Source organism: Allobosea lupini (assembly GCF_900109525.1).
In the GTDB taxonomy this organism is placed as follows: Bacteria; Pseudomonadota; Alphaproteobacteria; order Rhizobiales; family Beijerinckiaceae; genus Allobosea; species Allobosea lupini.
Genome location: NZ_FOAN01000007.1, coordinates 227798 through 249175, shown reverse-complemented (window position 1 = coordinate 249175; position 21378 = coordinate 227798). Strand labels below are relative to the sequence as shown.

General features: G+C 67.9%; 19 protein-coding genes. 12 read left to right on the top strand and 7 right to left on the bottom strand.

Annotated elements, in window-relative coordinates; translation table 11 throughout:
- Positions 1-27: 27 nt before the first annotated feature.
- Together BMZ21_RS21530 and BMZ21_RS21525 are read left to right on the top strand one after the other, a co-directional pair.
- Positions 28-1839, top strand: coding sequence for an ABC-F family ATP-binding cassette domain-containing protein (locus BMZ21_RS21530; protein WP_091839176.1), 1812 nt, complete (start codon positions 28-30; stop codon positions 1837-1839).
- 118 nt (positions 1840-1957) lie between these two features.
- Positions 1958-2704 carry a glucose 1-dehydrogenase gene (locus BMZ21_RS21525; RefSeq protein WP_091839171.1) on the top strand — a complete coding sequence of 249 codons (747 nt, stop codon included), beginning with the start codon at positions 1958-1960 and terminating at the stop codon, positions 2702-2704.
- A gap of 9 nt (positions 2705-2713) precedes the next feature.
- Here the strand turns inward: BMZ21_RS21525 and BMZ21_RS21520 are convergent, their stop codons facing one another.
- Positions 2714-3613: a metallophosphoesterase family protein gene (locus BMZ21_RS21520; RefSeq protein ID WP_091839167.1), complete on the bottom strand. Its 900-nt coding sequence runs from the start codon at positions 3611-3613 to the stop codon at positions 2714-2716.
- 336 nt (positions 3614-3949) lie between these two features.
- Between BMZ21_RS21520 and BMZ21_RS21515 the strand changes: the two genes are divergently transcribed.
- A complete protein-coding gene (locus BMZ21_RS21515; RefSeq protein WP_425285463.1) occupies positions 3950-4471 on the top strand; it encodes an NUDIX domain-containing protein in 522 nt (173 codons plus the stop codon).
- Between the two features lie 155 nt (positions 4472-4626).
- On the opposite strand, the gene BMZ21_RS21510 is transcribed toward BMZ21_RS21515, so the two are convergent.
- The gene (locus tag BMZ21_RS21510) at positions 4627-5217 is read right to left on the bottom strand and encodes a cytochrome b (RefSeq protein WP_091839161.1); all 591 of its coding nucleotides are present in this window, start codon (positions 5215-5217) and stop codon (positions 4627-4629) included.
- Between the two features lie 260 nt (positions 5218-5477).
- Between BMZ21_RS21510 and ribA the strand changes: the two genes are divergently transcribed.
- A complete protein-coding gene (ribA, locus tag BMZ21_RS21505; protein WP_091839156.1) occupies positions 5478-6605 on the top strand; it encodes a GTP cyclohydrolase II RibA in 1128 nt (375 codons plus the stop codon).
- Between the two features lie 47 nt (positions 6606-6652).
- Positions 6653-9031, top strand: a complete 2379-nt coding sequence (locus BMZ21_RS21500; RefSeq protein ID WP_091839153.1) for a hypothetical protein — start codon at positions 6653-6655, stop codon at positions 9029-9031.
- Here the strand turns inward: BMZ21_RS21500 and BMZ21_RS21495 are convergent, their stop codons facing one another.
- From BMZ21_RS21495 to BMZ21_RS21480, 4 genes are all read right to left on the bottom strand, one after another.
- Positions 9032-9892 carry a TIGR01459 family HAD-type hydrolase gene (locus BMZ21_RS21495; protein ID WP_091839149.1) on the bottom strand — a complete coding sequence of 287 codons (861 nt, stop codon included), beginning with the start codon at positions 9890-9892 and terminating at the stop codon, positions 9032-9034.
- On the bottom strand, positions 9889-10821 hold the full coding sequence (locus BMZ21_RS21490) for a sugar kinase (RefSeq protein WP_091839144.1): 933 nt from the start codon (positions 10819-10821) through the stop codon (positions 9889-9891). The genes BMZ21_RS21495 and BMZ21_RS21490 overlap by 4 nt, the downstream gene beginning before the upstream one ends.
- A 92-nt stretch (positions 10822-10913) precedes the next feature.
- Entirely contained in the window at positions 10914-12161 is a 1248-nt protein-coding gene (locus tag BMZ21_RS21485) for a coiled-coil domain-containing protein (protein ID WP_091839140.1), read from the bottom strand.
- A gap of 86 nt (positions 12162-12247) precedes the next feature.
- The gene (locus BMZ21_RS21480; protein WP_091839135.1) at positions 12248-12820 is read right to left on the bottom strand and encodes a DUF1134 domain-containing protein; all 573 of its coding nucleotides are present in this window, start codon (positions 12818-12820) and stop codon (positions 12248-12250) included.
- A gap of 185 nt (positions 12821-13005) precedes the next feature.
- Here BMZ21_RS21480 and BMZ21_RS21475 point away from each other — a divergent pair, with 185 nt between their 5' ends.
- The gene (locus BMZ21_RS21475) at positions 13006-13524 is read left to right on the top strand and encodes a YHS domain-containing (seleno)protein (RefSeq protein WP_091839130.1); all 519 of its coding nucleotides are present in this window, start codon (positions 13006-13008) and stop codon (positions 13522-13524) included.
- 120 nt (positions 13525-13644) lie between these two features.
- On the opposite strand, the gene BMZ21_RS21470 is transcribed toward BMZ21_RS21475, so the two are convergent.
- The gene (locus tag BMZ21_RS21470; protein ID WP_167561701.1) at positions 13645-14490 is read right to left on the bottom strand and encodes a 3'(2'),5'-bisphosphate nucleotidase CysQ family protein; all 846 of its coding nucleotides are present in this window, start codon (positions 14488-14490) and stop codon (positions 13645-13647) included.
- 280 nt (positions 14491-14770) lie between these two features.
- Between BMZ21_RS21470 and chpT the strand changes: the two genes are divergently transcribed.
- The 6 genes from chpT (at position 14771) to BMZ21_RS21440 (ending at position 21102) form a co-directional block, all read left to right on the top strand.
- Complete coding sequence (chpT, locus tag BMZ21_RS21465) at positions 14771-15409, top strand: histidine phosphotransferase ChpT (RefSeq protein ID WP_091839123.1); 639 nt, start codon at positions 14771-14773, stop codon at positions 15407-15409.
- Between the two features lie 123 nt (positions 15410-15532).
- On the top strand, positions 15533-18151 hold the full coding sequence (locus tag BMZ21_RS21460; protein ID WP_091839120.1) for a hybrid sensor histidine kinase/response regulator: 2619 nt from the start codon (positions 15533-15535) through the stop codon (positions 18149-18151).
- Positions 18148-18651 carry a chemotaxis protein CheW gene (locus BMZ21_RS21455; protein ID WP_091839117.1) on the top strand — a complete coding sequence of 168 codons (504 nt, stop codon included), beginning with the start codon at positions 18148-18150 and terminating at the stop codon, positions 18649-18651. Before BMZ21_RS21460 ends, BMZ21_RS21455 begins: the two co-directional genes overlap by 4 nt.
- Positions 18652-18672: 21 nt before the next feature.
- Positions 18673-19038, top strand: a complete 366-nt coding sequence (locus tag BMZ21_RS21450; protein WP_057190702.1) for a response regulator — start codon at positions 18673-18675, stop codon at positions 19036-19038.
- Positions 19039-19090: 52 nt separating this feature from the next.
- Positions 19091-20209 (top strand): chemotaxis-specific protein-glutamate methyltransferase CheB, encoded by a 1119-nt coding sequence (gene cheB, locus BMZ21_RS21445; RefSeq protein WP_091839114.1) that lies wholly within the window; start codon positions 19091-19093, stop codon positions 20207-20209.
- A complete protein-coding gene (locus tag BMZ21_RS21440; protein WP_091839110.1) occupies positions 20206-21102 on the top strand; it encodes a CheR family methyltransferase in 897 nt (298 codons plus the stop codon). Before cheB ends, BMZ21_RS21440 begins: the two co-directional genes overlap by 4 nt.
- Positions 21103-21378: the final 276 nt, after the last annotated feature.

Below are 21378 nucleotides of genomic sequence, written 5' to 3'. Positions count from 1 at the left end.
TCGGCCCGATGCGATATCCCGCCCGCCATGGCTCCTTTGCTCCACCTTCGCGACGTCGCGCTCACCTTCGGCGGCCAACCCTTGCTGGAGGGCGCGGAAATCGCCGTCTCGGCCGGCGAGCGGGTCTGCCTGGTCGGCCGCAACGGCTCCGGCAAGTCGACCCTGCTCAAGATCGTGGCCGGCATCGTCGAGCCCGACAGCGCCGAGCGGTTCGTCCAGCCCGGCGCGACCATCCGTTATCTGCCGCAGGAGCCCGACTTCTCCGGCTACAAGACCTCGCTCGCCTATGTCGAGGCGGGCCTGGGCCCCGGCGACGATGCCTATCGCGCGCAATATCTGATCGAGGAACTGGGCCTGACCGGCGAGGAAGACCCCGCCAGCATGTCGGGCGGTGAATCGCGCCGCGCCGCGCTCGCCCGCGTGCTCGCGCCCGAGCCGGATATCCTGCTGCTCGACGAGCCGACCAACCATCTCGACCTGCCGGTGATCGAATGGCTCGAGCAGGAGCTGAAATCTCTGCGTTCGGCCATGGTGCTGATCAGCCATGACCGCCGCTTCCTGAGCTCGCTCTCGCGTGCCACGATCTGGCTCGACCGCGGCGTGACCCGGCGCGTCGAGCGCGGCTTCGGCGAGTTCGAGGCCTGGCGCGACGAGGTTCTCGCTCAAGAAGAACTCGACCGCCACAAGCTCGACCGCAAGATCGCCCGCGAGGAGGACTGGCTGCGCTACGGCGTCAGCGCCCGGCGTACCCGCAACCAGCGCCGGCTCGGCGAGCTGCATGGCCTGCGCGAGCAGCGCCGGACAGCCCGCCAGGCCGTTGGCTCCGTCCGGCTCGAAGCGAGCGAGGCGCAGGCCTCCGGCAAGCTGGTGATCGAGGCCGTCGACATCGCCAAGGCCTATGACGGCCGGCCCGTGGTCAAGGACTTCTCGCTACGCGTCGCCCGCGGCGACTGCATCGGCATCGTCGGCCCCAACGGCGCCGGCAAGACGACGCTGATCAACCTGCTGACCGGCGCGCTGAAGCCCGACTCCGGTACGGTCAAGCTCGGCGCCACGCTCGAAATGGTGACGCTCGACCAGCGCCGCGAGAGCCTCGACCCGGCGACGCCGCTCGGCGATGCGCTGACCGGCGGCGGCTCGGACCAGGTCATGGTCGGCGGCACGCCGCGCCACGTCATCAGCTACATGAAGGACTTCCTGTTCCAGCCGATCCAGCGCGGCACCGCGGTCGGCGCGCTCTCCGGCGGCGAACGTGGCCGGCTGATGCTGGCCCGCGCGCTCGCCAAGCCGTCCAACCTGCTGGTGCTCGACGAGCCGACCAACGATCTCGACATCGAGACGCTCGACCTGCTGCAGGAATTGCTCGCCGACTATGGCGGCACCGTCCTGCTGGTCAGCCATGACCGCGACTTCCTCGACAGGGTGGTGTCCTCGACCCTGATCTCGGATGGCGATGGCATCTGGACCGAGTTCGCCGGCGGCTATTCCGACATGCTGGCCCAGCGCGGCCGCGGCGTCGGCGCCAAGGTGCGCGCCGTTCCGGTGAAGGGATCGGCAACGGCGTCAGCGACGCCCACCCCGACCACCAGTACCGCTGCTGCGAAGCGCAAGCTCTCCTTCAACGAGCAGCACGCGCTGAAGACCCTGCCGCAGCAGCTCGAGAAGCTGCAGGCCGAGGCCGGCAAGCTCAATGCGGCGCTGGCAGGCGACCTCTACACCCGCGATCCGAAACTCTTCGCCAAGGCGACCGCGAGGCTCGACGAGGTCACGCGCGAGATCGCACAGACGGAAGAGCGCTGGCTCGAGCTGGAGATGCTGCGCGAGGAGATCGGGGCTTAAGGCGGCGGCCGGTGCAGCCCATACAATTCCGCTATCCGGCCAATCGCGAAAGCGTATTTATCTCGACCGCCAAATCGCCCCACAGTCACCCGGCAAAATGCTTTCCGAGGGAACACCAATGAGACTCAAGGGCAAGACCGCGCTGATCACCGGCGCGGCGCAGGGCTTTGGCCTCGGCATCGCCGAGACCTTCGTACGCGAGGGCGCACGGGTCGCGGTGCTCGACATCAACGGCGACAAGGCCCGCGAGGCCGCCAAGGCGATCGGCCGCAAGGCCTTCGCGGTCGCCTGCGACGTCGGCAAGGCCAAGAGCGTCGATGCCGCCGTGGCCAAGGTGATCAAGCGCTTCGAGCGGCTCGATATCGTCGTGAACAATGCCGGCATCAGCCATCGCAACCAGCCGATGCTCGATGTCACCGAGGCCGAGTTCGACCGCGTCTTCGACGTCAACGTCAAGTCGATCTTCCTGATGGCCAGGGCGACGGTGCCGCATTTCCGCGAGCATGGCGGCGGCGTCATCCTCAATATCGGCTCGACCGCCGGTGTGCGCCCGCGCCCGGGGCTGACCTGGTACAACGGCTCGAAGGGTGCCGCGAACCTGCTCTCGAAGTCGATGGCGGTCGAGCTCGCGCCGGACAGGATCCGCGTCAACGCCATCGCCCCGGTCGCCGGCGAGACGCCGCTGCTCGCGACCTTCATGGGCGAGGACACGCCGGAGAAGCGCAAGGCCTTCACCGCGACGATTCCCTGGGGCCGCTTCTCGACGCCGCAGGACATCGCCAATGCCGCGCTGTTCCTGTGCTCGGACGAGTCCGAGATGGTGACCGGGTCGATCCTGGCAGTCGACGGCGGCCGCTGCGTCTGACGCGGCCCTTCAGACCAGCCCGCCGCCCGTCAGCGGTATCGACTGCAGCAGCTTTACCGTGCCGTCGAGATCGAAGGCACGGCGCTCCAGGCTGATGCGAGGGGCCGCCGCAGGCCCCTCGATGCGCAGCAGGTGCCAGCAGGCGAGCTCGGCATGACCGCCGCGCAGGCCGATCGAGGCCGAGGGCACGCCGACGATCGGCACGTCGTGGTCGAGCCCCCGCCGCCAGGCCAGCGAGAAACGGTGATTATGGCCGTGCAGGACGAGCTCGGCCCCGGCCCGGCGCAGCATCGCCTCGAAGGCATCGGCGTCGACCAGTTCGCGCGTGCGCCGCGCGCCGCCGATATAGGGCGGGTGGTGAATCAGTACGACGCGGATCAGCCCCTCGGCCTTGGCTTGCGCCAGCAGCTTCTCGGCAATGGCGATCTGGGCCGAGCCCACACGCCCGGTCGCCATCAGCGGCATGGTCGGGATGCCGGTGTTCATCCCGATCAGCGCGACGGAGCCGCGCTGGCGATACCAGGGATAGCCGGCCTGTCCGTCATCACTGGCGCACCAGGGCGCAAGCTCGCGCGCCAGCGCCGACAGTGACGAACGCGCATAGCAATCGTGATTGCCCGGCACGAAGCTGACGGCATCGCGCGGGCCGAGCGTATCGAGGAAGGAGAGCGCCGTCTTGAATTCGGTCGGCAGGCCGATATGGGAGACATCGCCGGTGCAGGCGATGTGGTCGGGCTTTTGCGCCAGGATGTCGGCGACGATCAGCCCGAGGATCTCCATGTCATGGGCATGGCGCCGCTTGCGTCGCCAGTTGACATATCCGGTCGCGCGCTTGCCGATCAGCTCTCGCAGCGAGAACTTCGTCAGCGGCCCGAGGTGCGGGTCGGAGAGATGCGCGAGCGTGAACACACTCCAGCGCTTGCCTTCAACGCCCGCGCCGCGTCAAGCATGACAGCGGCGGCGGGCGAAGATGACGCAGCCTGAAAGGCTCAGTTGGCCGAGCCCATCAGCTCCGAGACGATGCGCGGATCGGTCAGGGTGACAGCCGGCTTCCAGACGAAGCGGGGCTTGGCGTTCAGACGGGCGGTGATGAATGCGAGAAGCATGGTAATTTCCCCAGCGGTAACGGTGTGAGCTTGTGCCCCCTATTTAAGGCGCGTTTGTGTTATATCGAGAGGGCAAACAGAGTTCCGTTATGCACCCATTGCATAGACAATTAACCCGGCAGCAGGATTTGCCCACATCGTGAGCAGCGAGGACGGATCCGGCCCGCGCTCCGACGCATCGGGAATCGAGCGAGTGCCGCGCGCGCTGCGCCGGCTCGCCGGCCGTGTCCTGCATCTCTATTTCCGCTTGCGCCGCGGGATGACACTCGGCGTCCGCGCCGCCGTGCTGAGCGAGGCTGGCGAGGTCCTTTTGGTACGCCACACCTACACGCCGGGCTGGCATATGCCCGGCGGTGGCGTCGAGCCGGACGAGACGCTTCTCGACGCACTCGCCAAGGAACTGCGCGAGGAGGCCAATATCGCGCTGACCCGTCCGGCCGTGCTGCACGGGGTCTTCCTCAACCGCCATGTCTCCGACCGCGACCATGTCGCCGTCTTCATCGTACGGGCCTTCACGCAGAGCGCGCCGAAGCAGCCGGATCACGAGATCGCCGAGGCGCGCTTCTTCCCGCTTTCCGCCCTGCCGGACAGGACGACGCCGGGGACCCGCCGCCGGCTGGCGGAGATCGTCGAGGGGACAACAACACCAGCTGAATGGTGACGGGTAGAGCGCAAAAATGAAAAAACGCGAGTCGTCCCGGGCGAACGCAGAGAGACCCGGGACCCATTCCGGAACTTTCATCGGCAAGGCTCAGGAATGGATCCCGGATCTCCGCTGCGCTCCGTCCGGGATGACACCGAGATAAATGTCGGGACTTAACGTCTTGAAAGCCCCGGCAGCATCCGGCGCAGCACGCCGTCCTTGCGGATGAGATAGTGGAAGAGCGCCGCGCCGATATGCGCGCAGACCAGCAGCGCCAGCAGGATGGCGAGCCAGCCATGGACGGACAGCACGCGCTTGGCGACCTCCTCGTTCGGCGCAGCCAGCGCCGGCAGCTCGAACAGGTTGAACACCATCAGCGACGGGAACAACGAAACGCCAATCCAACCGAGCAGCGGCACGATCAGCAGCAGGCCGTAGAGCGCCCAATGCACGAGATGCGAGGCAGCCTTCTGCCACCATTCCAGCGTCGGTTCGTCAGGCGGCGCGCCATGCAGCAGCCGGTAGAGCAGTCGGCCGGCGCTGAGCCAGAGGACCAGGAAGCCGAGCAGCTTGTGCGAGGAATAGAGGGCGTCGGTCACGCCATCCCAGATGTCGAGCGTGTTGCCGCGATAGGTCATGGCGAACCCGAGCGGGATCATCACGAACACCGCGGCGACCGTGATCCAGTGCAGCGCGCGCGCCGCCGCACTGTAGACGGCGACGCGTCCCGCGCCTGGCGTTACCGGGTCATGCCCCTGCGTCATTTCCCTTACGCGCTCCGGCTCGCCATATCTGGTCAGGGCCCGCTGCCACGACTATTCATCTGGTGTTCAATCTCGCGCTTTTATAGCCCAGTCTGCAATCTGCTGGCGATCAGGTCGATTGCAGGCACTGTCTTGGGAACCACGCAGAACCGGAAACGTTGTAGAAGCGCCGTGTCGCGCCGGGTGATCTGTCCGAGCGAGATACGCGTAAGAAGCTCACACTCCTCCGCGCTCTCGGGCGCAATCTGACGGACCTTCCGATGCCTCAGTCGCGTAAGCTTTTCGACCGGCCGGGTGAAACCGATCTGGTCGCCGTCGACCGCGCTCTCGCCGAGTTTCGCGCCGCGCGTCCGGTGCTGCTGCGCCATGGCGCGGAGCTGGCTCTGGCTCTGTCGGCTGAGCTTGCGGAGGCCGATCTTACCGGCCGCCTCGACTCCCTGTCCGCCGGCAATACTCGTCTGGTTCTGAGTTCGGCGCGCTTGCGCCGTCTCGGCGCCAAGGGGCGCGCGGAGACCGGCATCCTCGCCATGCCAACGATCGATCTCGCCCGCGTCGAGACTCTGGCCCTGAAGCTTGATGCCCGTGTCGATGCCCCCGTCGGGCCGGCAGGTGCGCTCGACAATGCCGCGCTCGAACTTGCTCGCCTCGCACTCGTGCTGCCGGCAGTGATCCTCGTCCCGGTCCAGGCCGCGCAGGTCGCTGGCGAGCCGCTGATCGAGGTCTCGATCGACGCGATCAACGGCTACCGCGCTGCGCAGGTCGCGCGGCTTGCCATCGTAGGCCGCGCCCCCGTCCCGCTCGAGGGCGCGCCTGAGACCGAGTTTGTGGTCTTCCGCGGCGGCGAGGGCCTGCGCGACCAGGTCGCGATCATCGTCGGCAAGCCGGATCTCTCGACTGCCGTGCCGGTGCGCCTGCATTCGGCCTGCCTGACCGGCGACCTGTTCGGCTCGCTGAAATGCGATTGCGGCGACCAGCTGCGCGAGACCGTGCAGTGGATGGCTGAGAACGAGGGCGGCATCCTGCTCTATCTCGACCAGGAAGGCCGCGGCAACGGCATCTCCAACAAGATGCGGGCCTACAAGCTGCAGAGCCAGGGCTGGGACACCTACGATGCCGACGAGGTGCTCGGCTTCGATCTCGACCAGCGCCATTTCGACTTCGCCGCAGCGATGCTGAAGCAGCTCGGCGTTTCCAGCGTCACCGCGCTGACCAACAACCCGCTGAAGATCGGGGCGATCAAGGCCGCCGGCCTCGAAGTCGCCGCGACGCAGCGCGTGCTCGGCCGCCCGAACGTCCACAATGTCCGCTATCTCGCCTCGAAGCGTGATCGCGCCGGCCACTTCATCGATATGGACGCACTGATGGCGCGTGCCGCGCCCAAGGATTGACCGGCGCGAGCATTGATCGCGCACCGGACCTGGGGCAGGAAGCCCGGATGTCCGATGCTCCCCTGCCAGATCGGGACCACCACGAGACCGAGCACCCGCCCGCACCCTGGCCGACCGCCAGGGTGATGTTGCTGGTCTGCGCCGGCTGGCTGGCGCTGTCCTGGCCCTGGCTCTCCGGCGCGGTCACCATACCTTGGGACGCCAAAGCGCATTTCCACCCGCAGCTGCAATTCCTGGCCAGCTCGCTGCACAGGGGTCTCTCGCCGTTCTGGACGCCCTACGTCTTCGCGGGATCGCCGCAGGTGGCCGATCCGCAGTCCCTGATCTTCTCGCCGCCCTTCTTCCTGATCGCACTGCTTAACCCGGCTCCGGATTTCCGCTGGAGCGACGGCGCACTGCTCGGCTCGCTGCTCGTCGGCGCACTCTGCCTCGTCCTCATCTTTCGCGATCGTGGCTGGCATCCGGCCGGCGCGGTCGTCTGCGCCCTGTCCTTCGCCTTCGGCGCAGCTGCCGCCTGGCGCATCCAGCATGTGGGCCAAGTGCTGAGCCTGTCCTATTTCGCGGTGACGCTGCTCTTGCTCTCGCGGGCGCTCGAACGCAGCTCCTGGCGCTATGGCTTCGCCGCAGGCCTCGCCGCCGGCTTCATGGTGCTGGGGCGCGACCAGGTCGCGCTTCTCGGCGTCTATGTCCTCGCCGGGCTCGTGCTCGCCGCCATCGCCATGGCCGACAAGCCGCTGCCGGCACTGCGCGCCAGCCTGATGCCGCTCCTGCTCGGCGTCATCGGCGCCACATTGGTCGCGACCGTCCCGATCCTGCTGACCGCCGTCCTGGCGGAGGAATCGAATCGGCCGGTCATCGATCTCGCCGGGGCCGGCAAGGGCTCGCTGCATCCGGGCTCGCTGCTGACCGGGCTGATCGCCAATCTCTATGGCGCATCGGGACCGCTGGAGAATTTCTGGGGCCCGCCCAGCCCGGCCTGGGAGAAGCGCTTCGGCCCGCTCGACCTCTATCTCGCCCGCAATATGGGCGAGCTTTATCTCGGCCTGTTGCCGATTCTGCTTGTCGTGGGCGTCGGCATCGTCCGCGGCGCCCTGCTGCGGCGCGAGATCGTCGCGCTCAGCGTTGCGGCGCTGCTCGTGCTGGTCTTCGCGCTCGGCCGCTACACGCCCGGCTTTGCCCTGCTCTTCCACCTGCCGGGCATCGATTTCTACCGCCGTCCGGCCGATGCGCTCTTCATCCTCGGCGCGCTGCTGGCGATCCTCGGCGGCTACCTTACCCATCTCGTCCTGACCGATACGGCGCCACGTCCGCGCCGCTGGCAGATCGGGCTCGAGATCCTGCTGCTGCTGGCAGCGTTCGCCGCCGCGATCTGGCTGGCCTGGACGGTCGGCCGCCTGCATGTCGCCGTCGTGCCGTTGGTGACGGCCGTGCTCTGCCTGATCCTGGTCGCGGGAGCGCTGGTCGCGGCACGCGGGCTCGCGCTGCAGGGCGCCGGCATGGCCGCGGCGGTCATCCTCGCCGCGACAATGGTCGTCGACCTCGCGGTCAACAACGGCCCGAGCGAGTCGACCGCGCTTCCGGCCTCGATGTACGACGTCCTGCGCGCCGACAGCGGCAACGAGACAATCGCCTTGCTGAAGCGCGAGACCGCCCGCACTGCCGGCCCCGACCGGCGCGACCGCATCGAGCTCGCCGGCATCGATTTCCACTGGCCCAATGCCAGCCTCGTGCATGGGCTCGACAACACGCTGGGCTACAACCCGCTCCGGCTCGGCCTCTACAGCCAGGCGACCGGTGCCGGCGACCATGTCGCCCTGCCCGACCAGCGGACGTTCTCGCCGCTGATGCCATCCTACCGCTCGCTGCTCGCCGACATGCTCGGCCTGCGCTTCATCGCGACCGGCGTCCCGGTCGAGGAGATCGACAAGCGCCTTAAGCCGGGCGACCTCGTCCAGATCGCCCGGACCAAGGAAGCGTATGTCTACGAGAACCCACGCGCCTTGCCGCGCGCGCTCCTCGTCACCGAGGCGCAACAGGCCGATTTCAGCGCCATCCTGAAAACCGGGCAATGGCCTGTCGGATTCGACCCGCGCCGTACCGTCCTGTTCGACAAGGCGCCGCCACCGCTGCCGACCGGTCCGGCCCAGCCCGGAAGCGTCCGCATCCGCAATTACGGCACCACGGAGGTGCTGCTCGATGTCGACGCGCCGCGTGGCGGCTTCGTCGTATTGAACGATGTCTGGCAGCCCTGGTGGCAGGTCGAGGTCGACGGCAAGGCGACGCAGCTGCTGCGGGCGAACGTGATCTTCCGCGCTGTCCAGGTCCCGACCGGTCGCTCGACCGTCCGCTTCGTCTTCCGCCCGTTCGATGGCCTCTATCACGCGATCGGCGAGCGGATCCGCAAGGCGAACCCGCCGCCGGTCTGATCAGCCGAGCGCCGCCATCGCCGCGACCGGCAGCGGCCGGTGCGTCGCCAGAACACGAGCAAGCCCGTCGGGAACGACAGAGCCATCCCGGATCGTCTCGTCGCGGTGGATGCCGCCGGCGATGAACAGGCTGTCGAAGCCCATCATTCTGGCGCCGGCGAGGTCGGTGCGCACCGCATCGCCGATGACGAGCACACGGGCTGGATCGACATCGCGCCCACCCCGCGCCTCGCGAGCCGCCGCGAGCGCAAGGTCATAGGCCGGACGGTGCGGCTTGCCAGCCCAGGCGACATGACCACCGAGCTCTTCATAGATCGTCGCCAGCGCTCCGGCGCAGGGCAGGAGATCATGGCCGACATGGACGACGAGATCGGGATTGCCGCAGATGAAGGGCAGGCCGCGCGCCGCGAAGCGCGACAGCAGGGGCCGGTACTGTTCCGGCTGCTCCTTGCGATAATCGTTGAGCTCGGTCGCGACGACGAACTCGGCTTCATCCTCGCCGACTATCTCGACATCGAAGCCCTCGAACACCGCCCGGTCCTGCGGCCAGCCGATATGATAGGCTTTGCGCAGATGCGTCTCGGCGATCAACGCTCGCGTCACATCGCCCGAGGTCACCAGCCGGTCCCAGGCGGCGCGTGGCACGCGCTTGCCGTCGAGCACGCCGGCGATCTGAGCCGAGGGGCCCGGCGCGTTCGAGAGCAGCACGACGGTTCCGCCGCCCTCGCGATAGCGCATCAGCGCCTCGCAGGCAGGATCGAGCGCCAGCACGCCGTCATGGACGACGCCCCAGACATCGCTGATCAGCACATCGTAGCGGGCGAGCAGCGCGCCCGCTTCCATCAGAACTGGAACGCTCATGCCCGGCCAGCCGCCTCTTGGGTGATCCGCGCTTCCACGTCGGCGCGACGCGGCAACGGCGCCACCGCGCCATAGCCCTGCGTCGACAAGGCGGCCGCGACATTGGCATAGGCGCCGGCGGCGAAGGCGTCGCCGGTGCGGATGTATTCGGCTAGAAAGGCGCCGTCATAGCAGTCGCCCGCTCCGGTCGCATCGATCGCATCGACCTTGATCGGCACGACGCGCTGGCGCCGGTCCGGCGTCGCGACCAGCGAGCCCTCATGGCCGAGCGTCAGCGCCACGACCTTGGCGCCGAGCTTGAGATAGAAATCGACGATGGCGTCGGGCTGCTCCAGCCCGGTCAGCAGCTTGGCGTCGCCGTCGCCCGGCAGGACGATGTCGGCCATCCCGCAAGCGGCGTGGACGATCGCCCGCGCCCGCGTCAGCGGCCAGAGCTTGAGCCTGAGGTTGGTGTCATAGGCGGTGAGCACGCCGTTCTCGCGCGCAATCGCAAACGCCTCGAACACCGCGTCGCAAGCACTCGCCGAGATCGCTTGGCTGATGCCGGAGGCCTGAACCACCCTGGCCGAAGCGATGAGGTCCCTGGGCAACTGCGCGGGACCATAGAGGCTCGCGGCCGAGCCGGCGCGCAGATAGGAGAAGAGGTGGCCCTGCGGGCCGTGGGAGACGAAATACAGCCCGGTCGGCGCGGTGGGGTGCGTCGAGACATGGCTGTCGTCGACGCCCTCTTCAGCCCACACCGTCCGGAACGTACGACCCGGCTCGTCATCGCCGAGCGCGCCGATATAGGCGACCTTCGCACCCTGCCGCGCCGCCGCGATCGCGCAATTGGAGGTGTCGCCGCCGAGGCCGAAACGGTAGGCGCCCGCTTCGCCCCGCGTCGCATTGAACTCGCCGAGAGGCTCGCCGATACAAACGATATCCGTCATGAATCCAAACCGAGAAGCGCGACCGCGGACGCGAACGATCTTCTCACTAGAACATTGCTGGCCGTGGTCAAAAGGCTTTGGCCGGAAAGCGCCTATTCCGCCGCCTCGCGGCTTTCCGATGCGACCAGCAACGCATCGGCCAGCCGGACGATCTCCTGGCGCAAGGCCGCCTCGCCGGCGGCCTTGCCGCCATTCTGCTTGCGCAACGCCGCGAGCTCGCGCTTCAAGCCCGCCCGATCCGCTCGAGCCTGGTCGCGAGCACCCTGGACCGTGCCGATCTCCGCATGCAGCGCCTCAAACATCTCGTCGCGCTCGCGCAGAGCCGCGCGATGAGCAGCGGCCTCGCCCGCCATCTGCTCCTTCAGATGGGCCTCGGCCGCAGCGGCAGCCTCGATCCTGCCCTCCAGCGCCTTGATCCTGGCCAGCGCCTCGGCATGCTCGGCGGATGCCTGGGTCATCGCCGCCTCCAGTGTTGCGATCTCGGCGCCGAGCTCGATGGCGTTCGCATCGGCCGTGCGCAACGCAACTTCGGCTTCGTTTGCACGCGTCGAAAGAGCGTCGGCCCGCAATCTCTCGCTGTCACGATCCAATCTCATGGTGGAGAGATCCATGCGCGCCTCGGCCAGCGCCGTCTCGGCCGTGGTGAGGCGAGTCGAAAGATCGTCGCGCCCGGCCTCCAGCGTGAGCCTGAGCGTATTGGCCTCGACCAGGGCGACACGCTGGCGGTCATGTTCGCTGGTGAGCACCGACAGCGCCTGGTTGCGCTCGGCGAGCGTCGTCCCGGCCTTCTCGTGCAGCGCCCTCAGCTCGGCGAGCTCATGGCTGCGGGCGGCGAGGTCGGCCGAGGTGCCGCTGAGCGCCTGCCGGGTCTCGGCCAGCTGGGCCTCCACTGCAGCAAGATCGCTGACGCGGCTCGACAAGGTCGCCTGCGTGGTCTGGTGGCCAGCGCTTTCGCTGGCCAGTGCCTCGCGCGTCTGCGCCAGCTCGTGCGTCCTCTGCGCAAGCTCGACTTCGAGCGCCTCGATCCGCTGCTTGCGTTCCATGAGGTCGGCTTCCAGCCGGCCGATCGTCATGTCGCGCCGGCCGATCTCGCTCATCGCACCGGCCTTGGCAGCAAAGCCGCTCTCGGCCTTCTGTTCCAGCGCACGCTCGCGGACCGCCAGTTCGGCGCGCAGATGGTCGCGGTCGGCGGCGATCTCGGCGAGCGACAGCGGGAATGCGGCTTCGGCCCGGCGCCGTGCGAGCCGATCGGCCCTGCGGCTCAACGCCGGTAGCGCCGCAAGGGCGAGCAGGCTTGCCGACAGGAAGCCGAGCGCGACGAGCATGGCGGCTTCGATCAAGGTGGGGCGGCTCCGATGTCTTTGATCAGCCCGGGCTCAGGCTGCCATGCCTTGATAGATAAGGCCAGCAGCCGGCGATTGTCAGGTCAGAACGGGTTCCAGGTCGCCTCGGGCGTGAACTTGAGATAGCCGAGGTTGACGCCGAGCCGCCAGCCGACGCCGGTGCGGATCGGCACGACCATGACGCCTCCGGCCGTCAGGGCGGTGAAGCCGAACCCGCCGACGAAATAGACCGAGCCGTCGACGCCGCCGAAGCGCTGGTAGAGCGCGCTGACGCTCGGCAGGTTATAGACCAGCATCATCGTGCGGGCGCCGTCGCCGCCGAAATCGAAGCCCACCGACGGTCCCTGCCAGAACACCTTGCGGTCGCCGGCATTGCGGGTGAACAGCGTACCCTCGCCGAAGCGCAGCCCGCCCACGAAGGCGCCCGATGCCTCCTGGCCGAGGACATAGCCGTTCGGCTCGCCCCAGCGACGCACCGCCTCCTCGACCGTCAGAGCAAAGCCGCGCGAGACATTGCCGAAGAACTGGTGGCCGGAGCTGACCAGCTCGTTCTGGGTGAAAGAGCGCTCGGCCGGCTGGGCGGCAGCGGGACCGGCGGCAAGGCCCGCGCCGAGCAGCAGGGCGCTGGCGAGCAGGGTGCGGCGGGTAAAGTTCATCTCATCGTCTCCAGGCAAGCGCCGGGCATTGGGCATTCGGCCTCCTGCCGGGGTGGCGTCGACGGCGGACCCACGCGAATCCGCGCGATCACGGTAACCTCCTGGATACGCCGTATGTGTATCCAAGCGGTGAACTGCGGCGCAGGACGTGCCGTAACGCGACTAGAGCCAAGGATTGGTGGGCGATGAAGGCCGCAGCAAGGCATGCCGGGACCCTGATCGCCGGCATCATGGCAGGCTGTGCGTTTCTCTTCGCCGCCACGGCGAGCCGGGCTTCGACCCTCCCGGCGGGCTTGCCGGAGCTGCCCGGTCTCGGCGAGGTCATGCAGCGCGACAACCGCAACGGTCTTGCGCTCTCTGGCTTCGATCCCGTCGCCTATTTCCTGAACGATGCCGCAGTGCCCGGCCTGTCCGACTACGAGCTGGTCCACGATGGGGCGGTCTGGCGCTTCGCCAGTGCCGCCAACCGCGACGCCTTCCGCGAGGCGCCGCAGGTCTACATGCCGCGCTTTGGTGGCTTCGATGCCAGCGGCGTGGCGGATGGGCGCGCGGTCGATGCCGATCCGCATCGCTTCGCCGTCATCGGCTCGCAGCTCTATTTCTTCCGGAGCGACGAGAATCGCCGGCGCTTCCTCGACGAGGCGGCCCTGCGAGCCAAGGCTCAGGAACGCTGGCCGACCGTCGCGACCTCGATCGCGCGCTAGATCACGATGATTCCGGATCGCACCGATCCAAAATCATAAAATGTGATCGATTCCAGAAGATTAGAGCAGGATTTCTGCGAAAAACCGGTTCCGATTTTTTCGCCTCTGCTCTGATTCGGGTCAAGCGCAGCGACAGGTCGCCGCCTTCTCTATGGCGAGCCGGGCCAAACGTTCGCAGCTCGCCGCGACGAAGGGCGGATTGCGGAAATCCCGCTCGGCATGGCCGTAGCCCGGCCTTTCGCCCTCGAGGGTCAACACGATACCGCCAGCTGCCGCGAGGATCGCATCGCCGGCGGCGATGTCCCATTCCATGGTCGGTCCGCCGCGCACATGCAGGTCGGCCTCGCCCGAGGCGATCAGCCCGAACTTCACAGCCGACGACACCGGCGCGCCATCGCCTTTCGCGACCGCGGCCGCGACGCCGGCGCTGACCGGGTCGCCATGGAAGCGGCTCACCAACATCAACGGTCCCTCGGCCGGCTCGGTCCGGACACGGACCTGCCGCGCCGCGTCGAGCGGGTTCGCCTCGGCATCGAGATCCTGGGTGAAACTGCGCTCGCCGCCGAACCAGAGCCGGCCGATGGCGGGCGCGGCGATCGCCCCGGCGAGCGGACGCCCATCCCGGACCACGGCGATGGCGACGCAATAGCTGTCGCCGGAAGCGAGGAATTCACGCGTGCCGTCGAGCGGGTCGAGCAGGATGAAGACGGAAGCTGGCGCCACCTCGCCGACGCTCTCCTCGCTGATAACCGGAAAGCCCGGCAGCAGCTCGGCCAGCGCCTGCTTGGCGGCGAGATCGGCGGCAAGGTCGGCGGAACAGACCGGCGAGCCGTCCGCCTTGAGCTTGACGTCGCGCGCCGCCCGCTTCGCCAGCAGGACGGCGGCCGTGCGCCGCGCCGCCTCGCCGAGGGCGCGCGCGAGCCCGTCCCGATCGGTCAGGCGTGGATCGTCGTGAGCGATGGCCATCGTTCGAACCAGTCTCGCCGGCGCCGTGTGCAATCTTGGTTCCATGCCGGGCAGCGCTTCCGGCGATATCACTCCATTAGGTAGTGCATGGTGCGGTAAAGAAAAAGCCGGCTCGCCTTCTGGCAGCCATCTTGCCGGGGCATGCCGGCACGACACGTCCGCATAATCGCGCCGATGCGCCTCCGCAGCTATGGTTAACCAGCTGCAAACCAGCCTGGCGCATGCTCCACCACCGACATGGGGCGCGCCGCCCTGATTCTCTTGACCGCAGGACCGGATCATGACCGCCATCTCGCTTGAGCCGCTCGATCTGGCCGCGCTTCTCTGCAGCCGCGTCTGCCATGACGTGATCAGCCCGGTCGGGGCGATCGTCAACGCGCTCGAAGTGCTCGAGGAAGACGATCCCTCGATGAAGGACTTCGCGCTCGACCTGATCAAGAAGAGCGCGCGCAATGCCTCGGCTCGGCTGCAATTCGCCCGCCTCGCCTTCGGTGCCGCCGGCTCGGCCGGCGCGATGATCGACCTTGGCGACGCCGGCGCCGTCGCCAACGGCTTCCTCAACGACGAGAAGCTCTCGCTCGACTGGGAGGCGCCCCGCGCCCTGCTGCCGAAGAACCAGGTCAAGCTCGTGCTCAACCTGCTCGTGCTGGCGACGCAGGCGATCCCGCGCGGCGGCAAGATCACCAGCCGCTGCACCGTCGACGGCGAGCAGGGCAGCTTCGCCATCACCGCCACCGGCTCCCATGCGCGCATTCCCGCCCATGTCGAGGAGCTGATCGCCGGCCGTTCGGAGAGCGGCGCCATCGATGCCCATGCGGTCCAGCCGGTCTACACCGGCATGGTCGCGCGCGCGGCGGGAATGAAGATCGCCTTCTCGATCGAGGGCGACACGGTCAGCATCGTCGCCGAGCCGGCCTGACATCTCGAGGAAAGCCGCCCGCCGCCACGATTCCTTGCGGTTTCCGCTCGCTCTCAACTGATCATAAACCCTTGCGCCGCAATATCCGCGGCAGCATCGGTGGCGTGAGTGAGCGGTCCTTGCATGGACGAGTTGCTGCAAGAGTTTCTGGGAGAGACCGGCGAGCACCTCGACATGGTCGATCGGGAGCTCGTCCGCTTCGAGCAGGAGCCGAACAACGGCGACATCCTGCGCAACATCTTCCGGCTCGTCCACACGGTCAAAGGCACTTGCGGCTTCATCGGCCTGCCGCGACTGGAGGCGCTGACCCATGCGGCCGAATCCGTCATCGGCCAGTTCCGGGACGGCGCGAGCGTGTCCTCCAGCGCCGTCACCGCAATCCTCGAGACGATCGACCGGATCAAGGAGATCATGGCCGAGCTCGCCGAGAAGGGCCAGGAGCCACCGGGCCATGACGGCCAGCTGATCGACGAGTTGCGCGGCCTGGCGCAGCGGGCCAAGCAGGAACTGGCCAGGCGGCAGCCGCAGGGTTCGCTCGACCCCGTCGCCGCCTATCTCGCTCGCACGGCCGAAACGAGATCGACGGAAGCGGCCATTGCGCCCGCCCCCGGCTCGGTCCAGGACGAGATGGACCTGGTTTTCCGAGCTGCGCCGAGCCCGCTCGACCAGCCCGGCATGGCCCATGGCGAGACCATCCGCGACCCAAAGGCGACCGGCCCGGCGACGCTGCGCGTCAATGTCGACACGCTCGAACATCTGATGACCATGGTCTCGGAACTGGTGCTGACCCGCAACCAGCTGCTCGAGATCGCCCGCCGTCAGGAGGATGCCGGCCTCAAGGCGCCGCTGCAGCGGCTCTCGCTCATCACCGCCGAACTGCAGGACGGCGTGATGAAGACGCGCATGCAGCCGATCGGCAACGCCTGGTCGAAGCTGCCGCGTATCGTCCGCGACCTCTCCACGGATCTCGGCAAGCACATCGAACTCGTGCTGGAGGGCGCCGAGACCGAACTCGACCGCCAGCTGCTCGACCTGATCAAGGATCCCCTCATCCATATGGTGCGCAACTGCGCCGACCATGCGATCGAGGAGCCACAGGAACGCGCCGCGCTGGGTAAGCCGAAAACCGGCACGATCCGCGTTTCTGCCTATCACGAGGGTGGCTCGGTCACGATCGCGATCTCGGATGACGGACGCGGCATGGATGTCGCCCGCATTCGCAGCAAGGCGATCCAGCGCGGCCTGGCGACCGAGACCGAAGTCGAGCGGATGAGCGAGTCGCAGCTCCTGCGCTTCGTCTTGCACCCGGGCTTCTCGACCTCCGAATCCGTCACCGCCATCTCCGGGCGCGGCGTCGGCATGGATGTGGTCAAGGTCAATGTCGACGCGATCGGCGGCATGATCGACATCGCCAGCATCGCCGGCGCCGGCACCACGATCACCATCAAGATCCCGCTGACGCTGGCGATCGTCTCGGCCCTGATCGTCGCGACCGAGGGGCAGCGCTTCGCCATTCCCCAGGTGGTCGTGCGCGAGCTGGTGCGCGTCAAGGCCAATGGCGAGCACCGCATCGAGCGCATCAACAACGCGCCCGTGCTACGCCTGCGCGAACGGTTGCTGCCGATCATCGCGCTGGCCGGAGTGATGAACCGGACGACGGACGCGGCCATCGCCGATGACGGCTTCATCGTGGTGACCCAGATCGGCGAGCGCCAGTTCGGCATCCTGGTCGAATCGGTGTTCCACACCGAAGAGATCGTGGTGAAGCCGATGTCGACGCGGCTGCGCCATATCCCGCTGTTCTCGGGCAACACCATCCTGGGCGACGGCGCCGTGGTGCTGATCATCGATCCCAACGGCGTCGCCCGCCTCGTCGGCGTGGCGGCGGCGCAGGACGAGACGACCTCGGACGACCCGCTAGAGATGGGCTCTCCCGTCGAGCGCACGACGATGCTGGTCTTCCGGGCCGGGAAGGACACGGTGAAGGCCGTGCCCCTCTCCCTCGTCACCCGCCTCGAGGAGGTCGAGGCCGGGCTGTTCGAGACCGGCGGCGGACGCGCCTTGCTCAATTACCGCGGACGTCTCATGCCGGTCGTCCCGGTCGAGGGCTGCGCCCTGCGCCAGGCGGGCCTGCAGCCGATGGTGATCTTCTCCGAAGGCGATTTCAGCATGGCGCTGGCGGTCGACGCCATCGTCGACATCGTCGACGAGGTGCTCGACATCGAGATGCTGGCCATGCCCGAACAGGGGCTGCTCGGCTCGGCGATCATCCGGGGCCGCGCCACCGAGATCCTCGATCTCGCGCATTATTTGCCGAAAGCGAACCCCAATTGGCTGCATCTGCGCCGTGGTGAGTCCGGCTCGCCACGCGTCCTGCTGGTCGAGCCCTCCGAATTCCTGCGCGAGATGCTCGCCCCCGTTCTGAAGGCGGCGGGCCTGCAGGTCGTCCACGCCTCCGATCCCGCCATGGCCGCTGGCCTTGCTTCCGGCAGTGCCACCCTCGACGCCGTCGTCGTCGACATCGATCGCGACGCCGAGGCAGCTTTTGCTCTCGCCGCGCGGCTGCGGGCCGAAGCTCGCCATGCCGGACTGCGCATCATCGGGCTGACCAGCCTGCCGACCCCCGAACTGCATGTCGCCGCGATCCACGCGCAGTTCGACGAGGTCGTCGCCAAGTTCGACCGGCGCGCGCTGATCGCCGAGCTGGCTGAAACCCGTCCCAGACTGAGGCGAGCCGCATGACCGAGCCGCGCGAGGACAGCCCGTCCGGTCTTGCCGCCTTCGAGGACTCGCTCGACTACGTCACCGTCACGGTGGGCGGGCAATTGCTCGGCCTGCCGATCGGGCGCGTGCAGGACGTGTTCATCGCCACGCGCATCACCCCGGTTCCGCTGGCCCCGTACGAGATCGTCGGCCTAATCAATCTGCGTGGACGCGTCGTAACCGCGATCTGCATGCGTCGGCGCATGCGCCATGCCGACTCCGGCGCCATGCCGAGCGGCACCAAGGAACACGAGCTCACCGCGGTCGGCCTCGACCAGGGCGGCGAGGCTTTCGCCCTGATCGTCGACGCCGTCGGCGAGGTGATGCGCCTCAGCCGCGCGACCTTCGAGCCGGTGCCGATCCATCTCGACAGCGCCTGGGCAGCCATCGCCAAGGGCGTCCACCGCCTCGACGATCGTCTCCTGGTCGTCATCGACGTCGACGCCGTCCTCAACATCGAATTGCCGATCGCCGCCTGACGATCCGCTTGGAGCCATGTCATGAAATATTGCCTCGTCGTCGATGACTCCGCGGTCATCCGCAAAGTTGCCCGCCGTATCCTCGAAGGGCTGCAGTTCCGCATCGCCGAGGCGGAAGACGGCGCGCGCGCCATCGACGCCTGCAAGGGCGAGATGCCGGACGCAATCCTGCTCGACTGGAACATGCCGATCATGGACGGCTACGACTTCCTGCGGAACCTCCGCCAGATGCCCGGCGGCAAGCGGCCCAAAGTGGTGTTCTGCACCACCGAGAACGACATCGCCCACATCGCCCGCGCCATGCATGCCGGCGCCGACGAGTACATCATGAAGCCGTTCGACAAGGAGATCGTCGCGTCGAAGTTCCACCAGGTCGGCCTGCTCTAGCTCTGGAGCCCGAGCGGCATCCGACAGCCCCGCTTTCCCATCGCGTGCCCCCATGATCGCCACGCCGCATTTCGCCGAACGGCCAGCAGCGCGCCCGAGCACCGTGGTGATCGCCGACGATTCCGTCGTGGTGCGGGGCCTGTTCGCGCGCTGGCTCGGCGAGAGCGGCCGCTTCCATGTCGTCGGTGTCGCGGGTGATGGCGAGGCCGCCATCGAGCATGCCGGGCGCCACCATCCCGACATCATGGTGCTCGACCTCGACATGCCGGTGCTCGACGGCGTCGAGGCACTGCCGCGGATCGTCAAGGAAAGTCCACGGACAGCCGTGTTGCTGACGACCACTCTCACCGAGCGCAACGCGCAGCTGGCGCTGCAATGCATGAACATGGGCGCCATCGACGTCCTGCCCAAGCCAGACAGCCGCAGCGGCCTGACGCTCTCCCTGGACTTCCGCAGCGAGTTGCTCGGCAAGCTCGGCAGCATCGCCCAGTCCCGTCTCCGCAACGGCGAGGCGGCACCCGACGCAGGCGCGGCCGTCGCGATGCCGAACGGGGTCGCCGATCTGCGCTCGCTGGTCTCGGTGATGCCGCGCTATCTCGTGATCGGCGCCTCGACCGGCGGGCCGCGAGCGGTCGCGCGCGTGCTTGGCGACCTCGGCGAGGCCCTCGCCAACCTGACCACGCTGATCGTTCAGCACATGCCGCCGCTCTTCACGGCCTCCTTCGCCGACCAGATCGCGCTTCAGCTCGGCGTGCCGACGCGCGAGCCGCATGATGGCGAGCGCCTCGCCCGCGGTACGATCTATGTCGCGCCGGGCGGACGCCATCTCGGCATCGAGCGCAAGCTCGGCCACATCGTCGCCAGCATCAGCGACGGACCACCGGTGCATTTCTGCCGCCCGGCGGTCGATGTCCTCTTCGCCGAGGCCGCCCGCCATCTCGGCCCGGCCGCGCTCGGCCTGATCATGACCGGCATGGGCAGTGACGGAACCGACGGGGCGACCGCCCTGCGCCACGCCGGCGGCGCCGTCATCGCCCAGGACGAGCTATCGAGCACGGTCTGGGGCATGCCGGGCTCGGTGGTGCGCGCCGGCCAGGCCAGCGCCGTGCTGCCGCTCGGCGGTATCGGCCCCGCCATCCGCACGCTAGTCGGCGGGGGTCGTCCGGCATGACCGAGCTCGACTTCGACTTCCTGCGCGTCCTGCTGCAGCGGCGCTCCGGCCTCTTCCTCAGCATCGAGAAGCGCTATCTGGTCGAGAGCCGCCTCGGCATGCTCTGCCGCCGCCGTGGCATCGCCGGCATCACCGCGCTGGTCGTGCAGCTGCGTACCAGCCCCGCCTCCGACCTCGAGGCCGCCGTCATCGAGGCGATGACGACCAACGAGACCCTGTTCTTCCGCGACCGCATGCCTTTCGACCTGTTCCGCGACGTCGTCCTTCCGGAGAAGCTCACGGCCAATGCCGAGAGCCGGACGCTGCGCATCTGGTGCGCGGCGGTCTCGACCGGCCAGGAAGCCTATTCGCTCGCCATGCTGCTCGACGAGGTCGCCGACCGCTTCGCCGGCTGGACGATCGAGATCCTCGGCACCGACATCTCCGTCGAGGTGCTCGACCGGGCGCGCCAGGGGCTCTACAGCCAGTTCGAAGTGCAGCGCGGCCTGCCGATCCAGCTCCTGCTCAAGCATTTCCGGCAGGAGGGCGACAAATGGCGCCTGTCCGAGCGCATCCGCGACATGGTCAAGCTCAGGCAGCATAACCTCCTCGAGCCGAACCATCAGCTCGGCCAGTTCGATGTCATCTTCTGCCGCAACGTGCTGATCTACTTCGACGTCCCGACCAAGGCGCGGGTGATGGCGGCGCTCGCAGAGCGGCTGGCCCGAAACGGTGCCTTCATCCTCGGCGCGGCCGAGACGGTTATCGGCATCACCACGACCTTGGTGCCTGACCCGCAGCACCGGGGCATCTACCGCGACGCCGCATCAAGCCCGCAGGCGCGGCGACCAACCTTCCCAACCCCTGCCGAGACAAGCAGCGCCTTCTCCTCGCGGAAAATCGCGCGGCCCTGAGCCTCTCGGCTTTCGGGCTCGCTTATGGGTCAAGCCCACCTCGGCGTTTGATGGCTGAGCTCGGATTCCAGAGCCGAGACGGGCCGAAAAAAGCGCCCCTGCCGCAACGCCCATCCTGACAACCGGCATCGTCCGGCTTCCGGGCTCGCTGCAGCGCAAAGCCTCGGAACAACGCGACTGGCCGGCGCAAACAAAAACCCCGCCTCGCGGCGGGGTCCCCGTTCACCTGTCGTGTACATCCGACGATCAGGCGATCTAACTCTTGGACGTCGAACA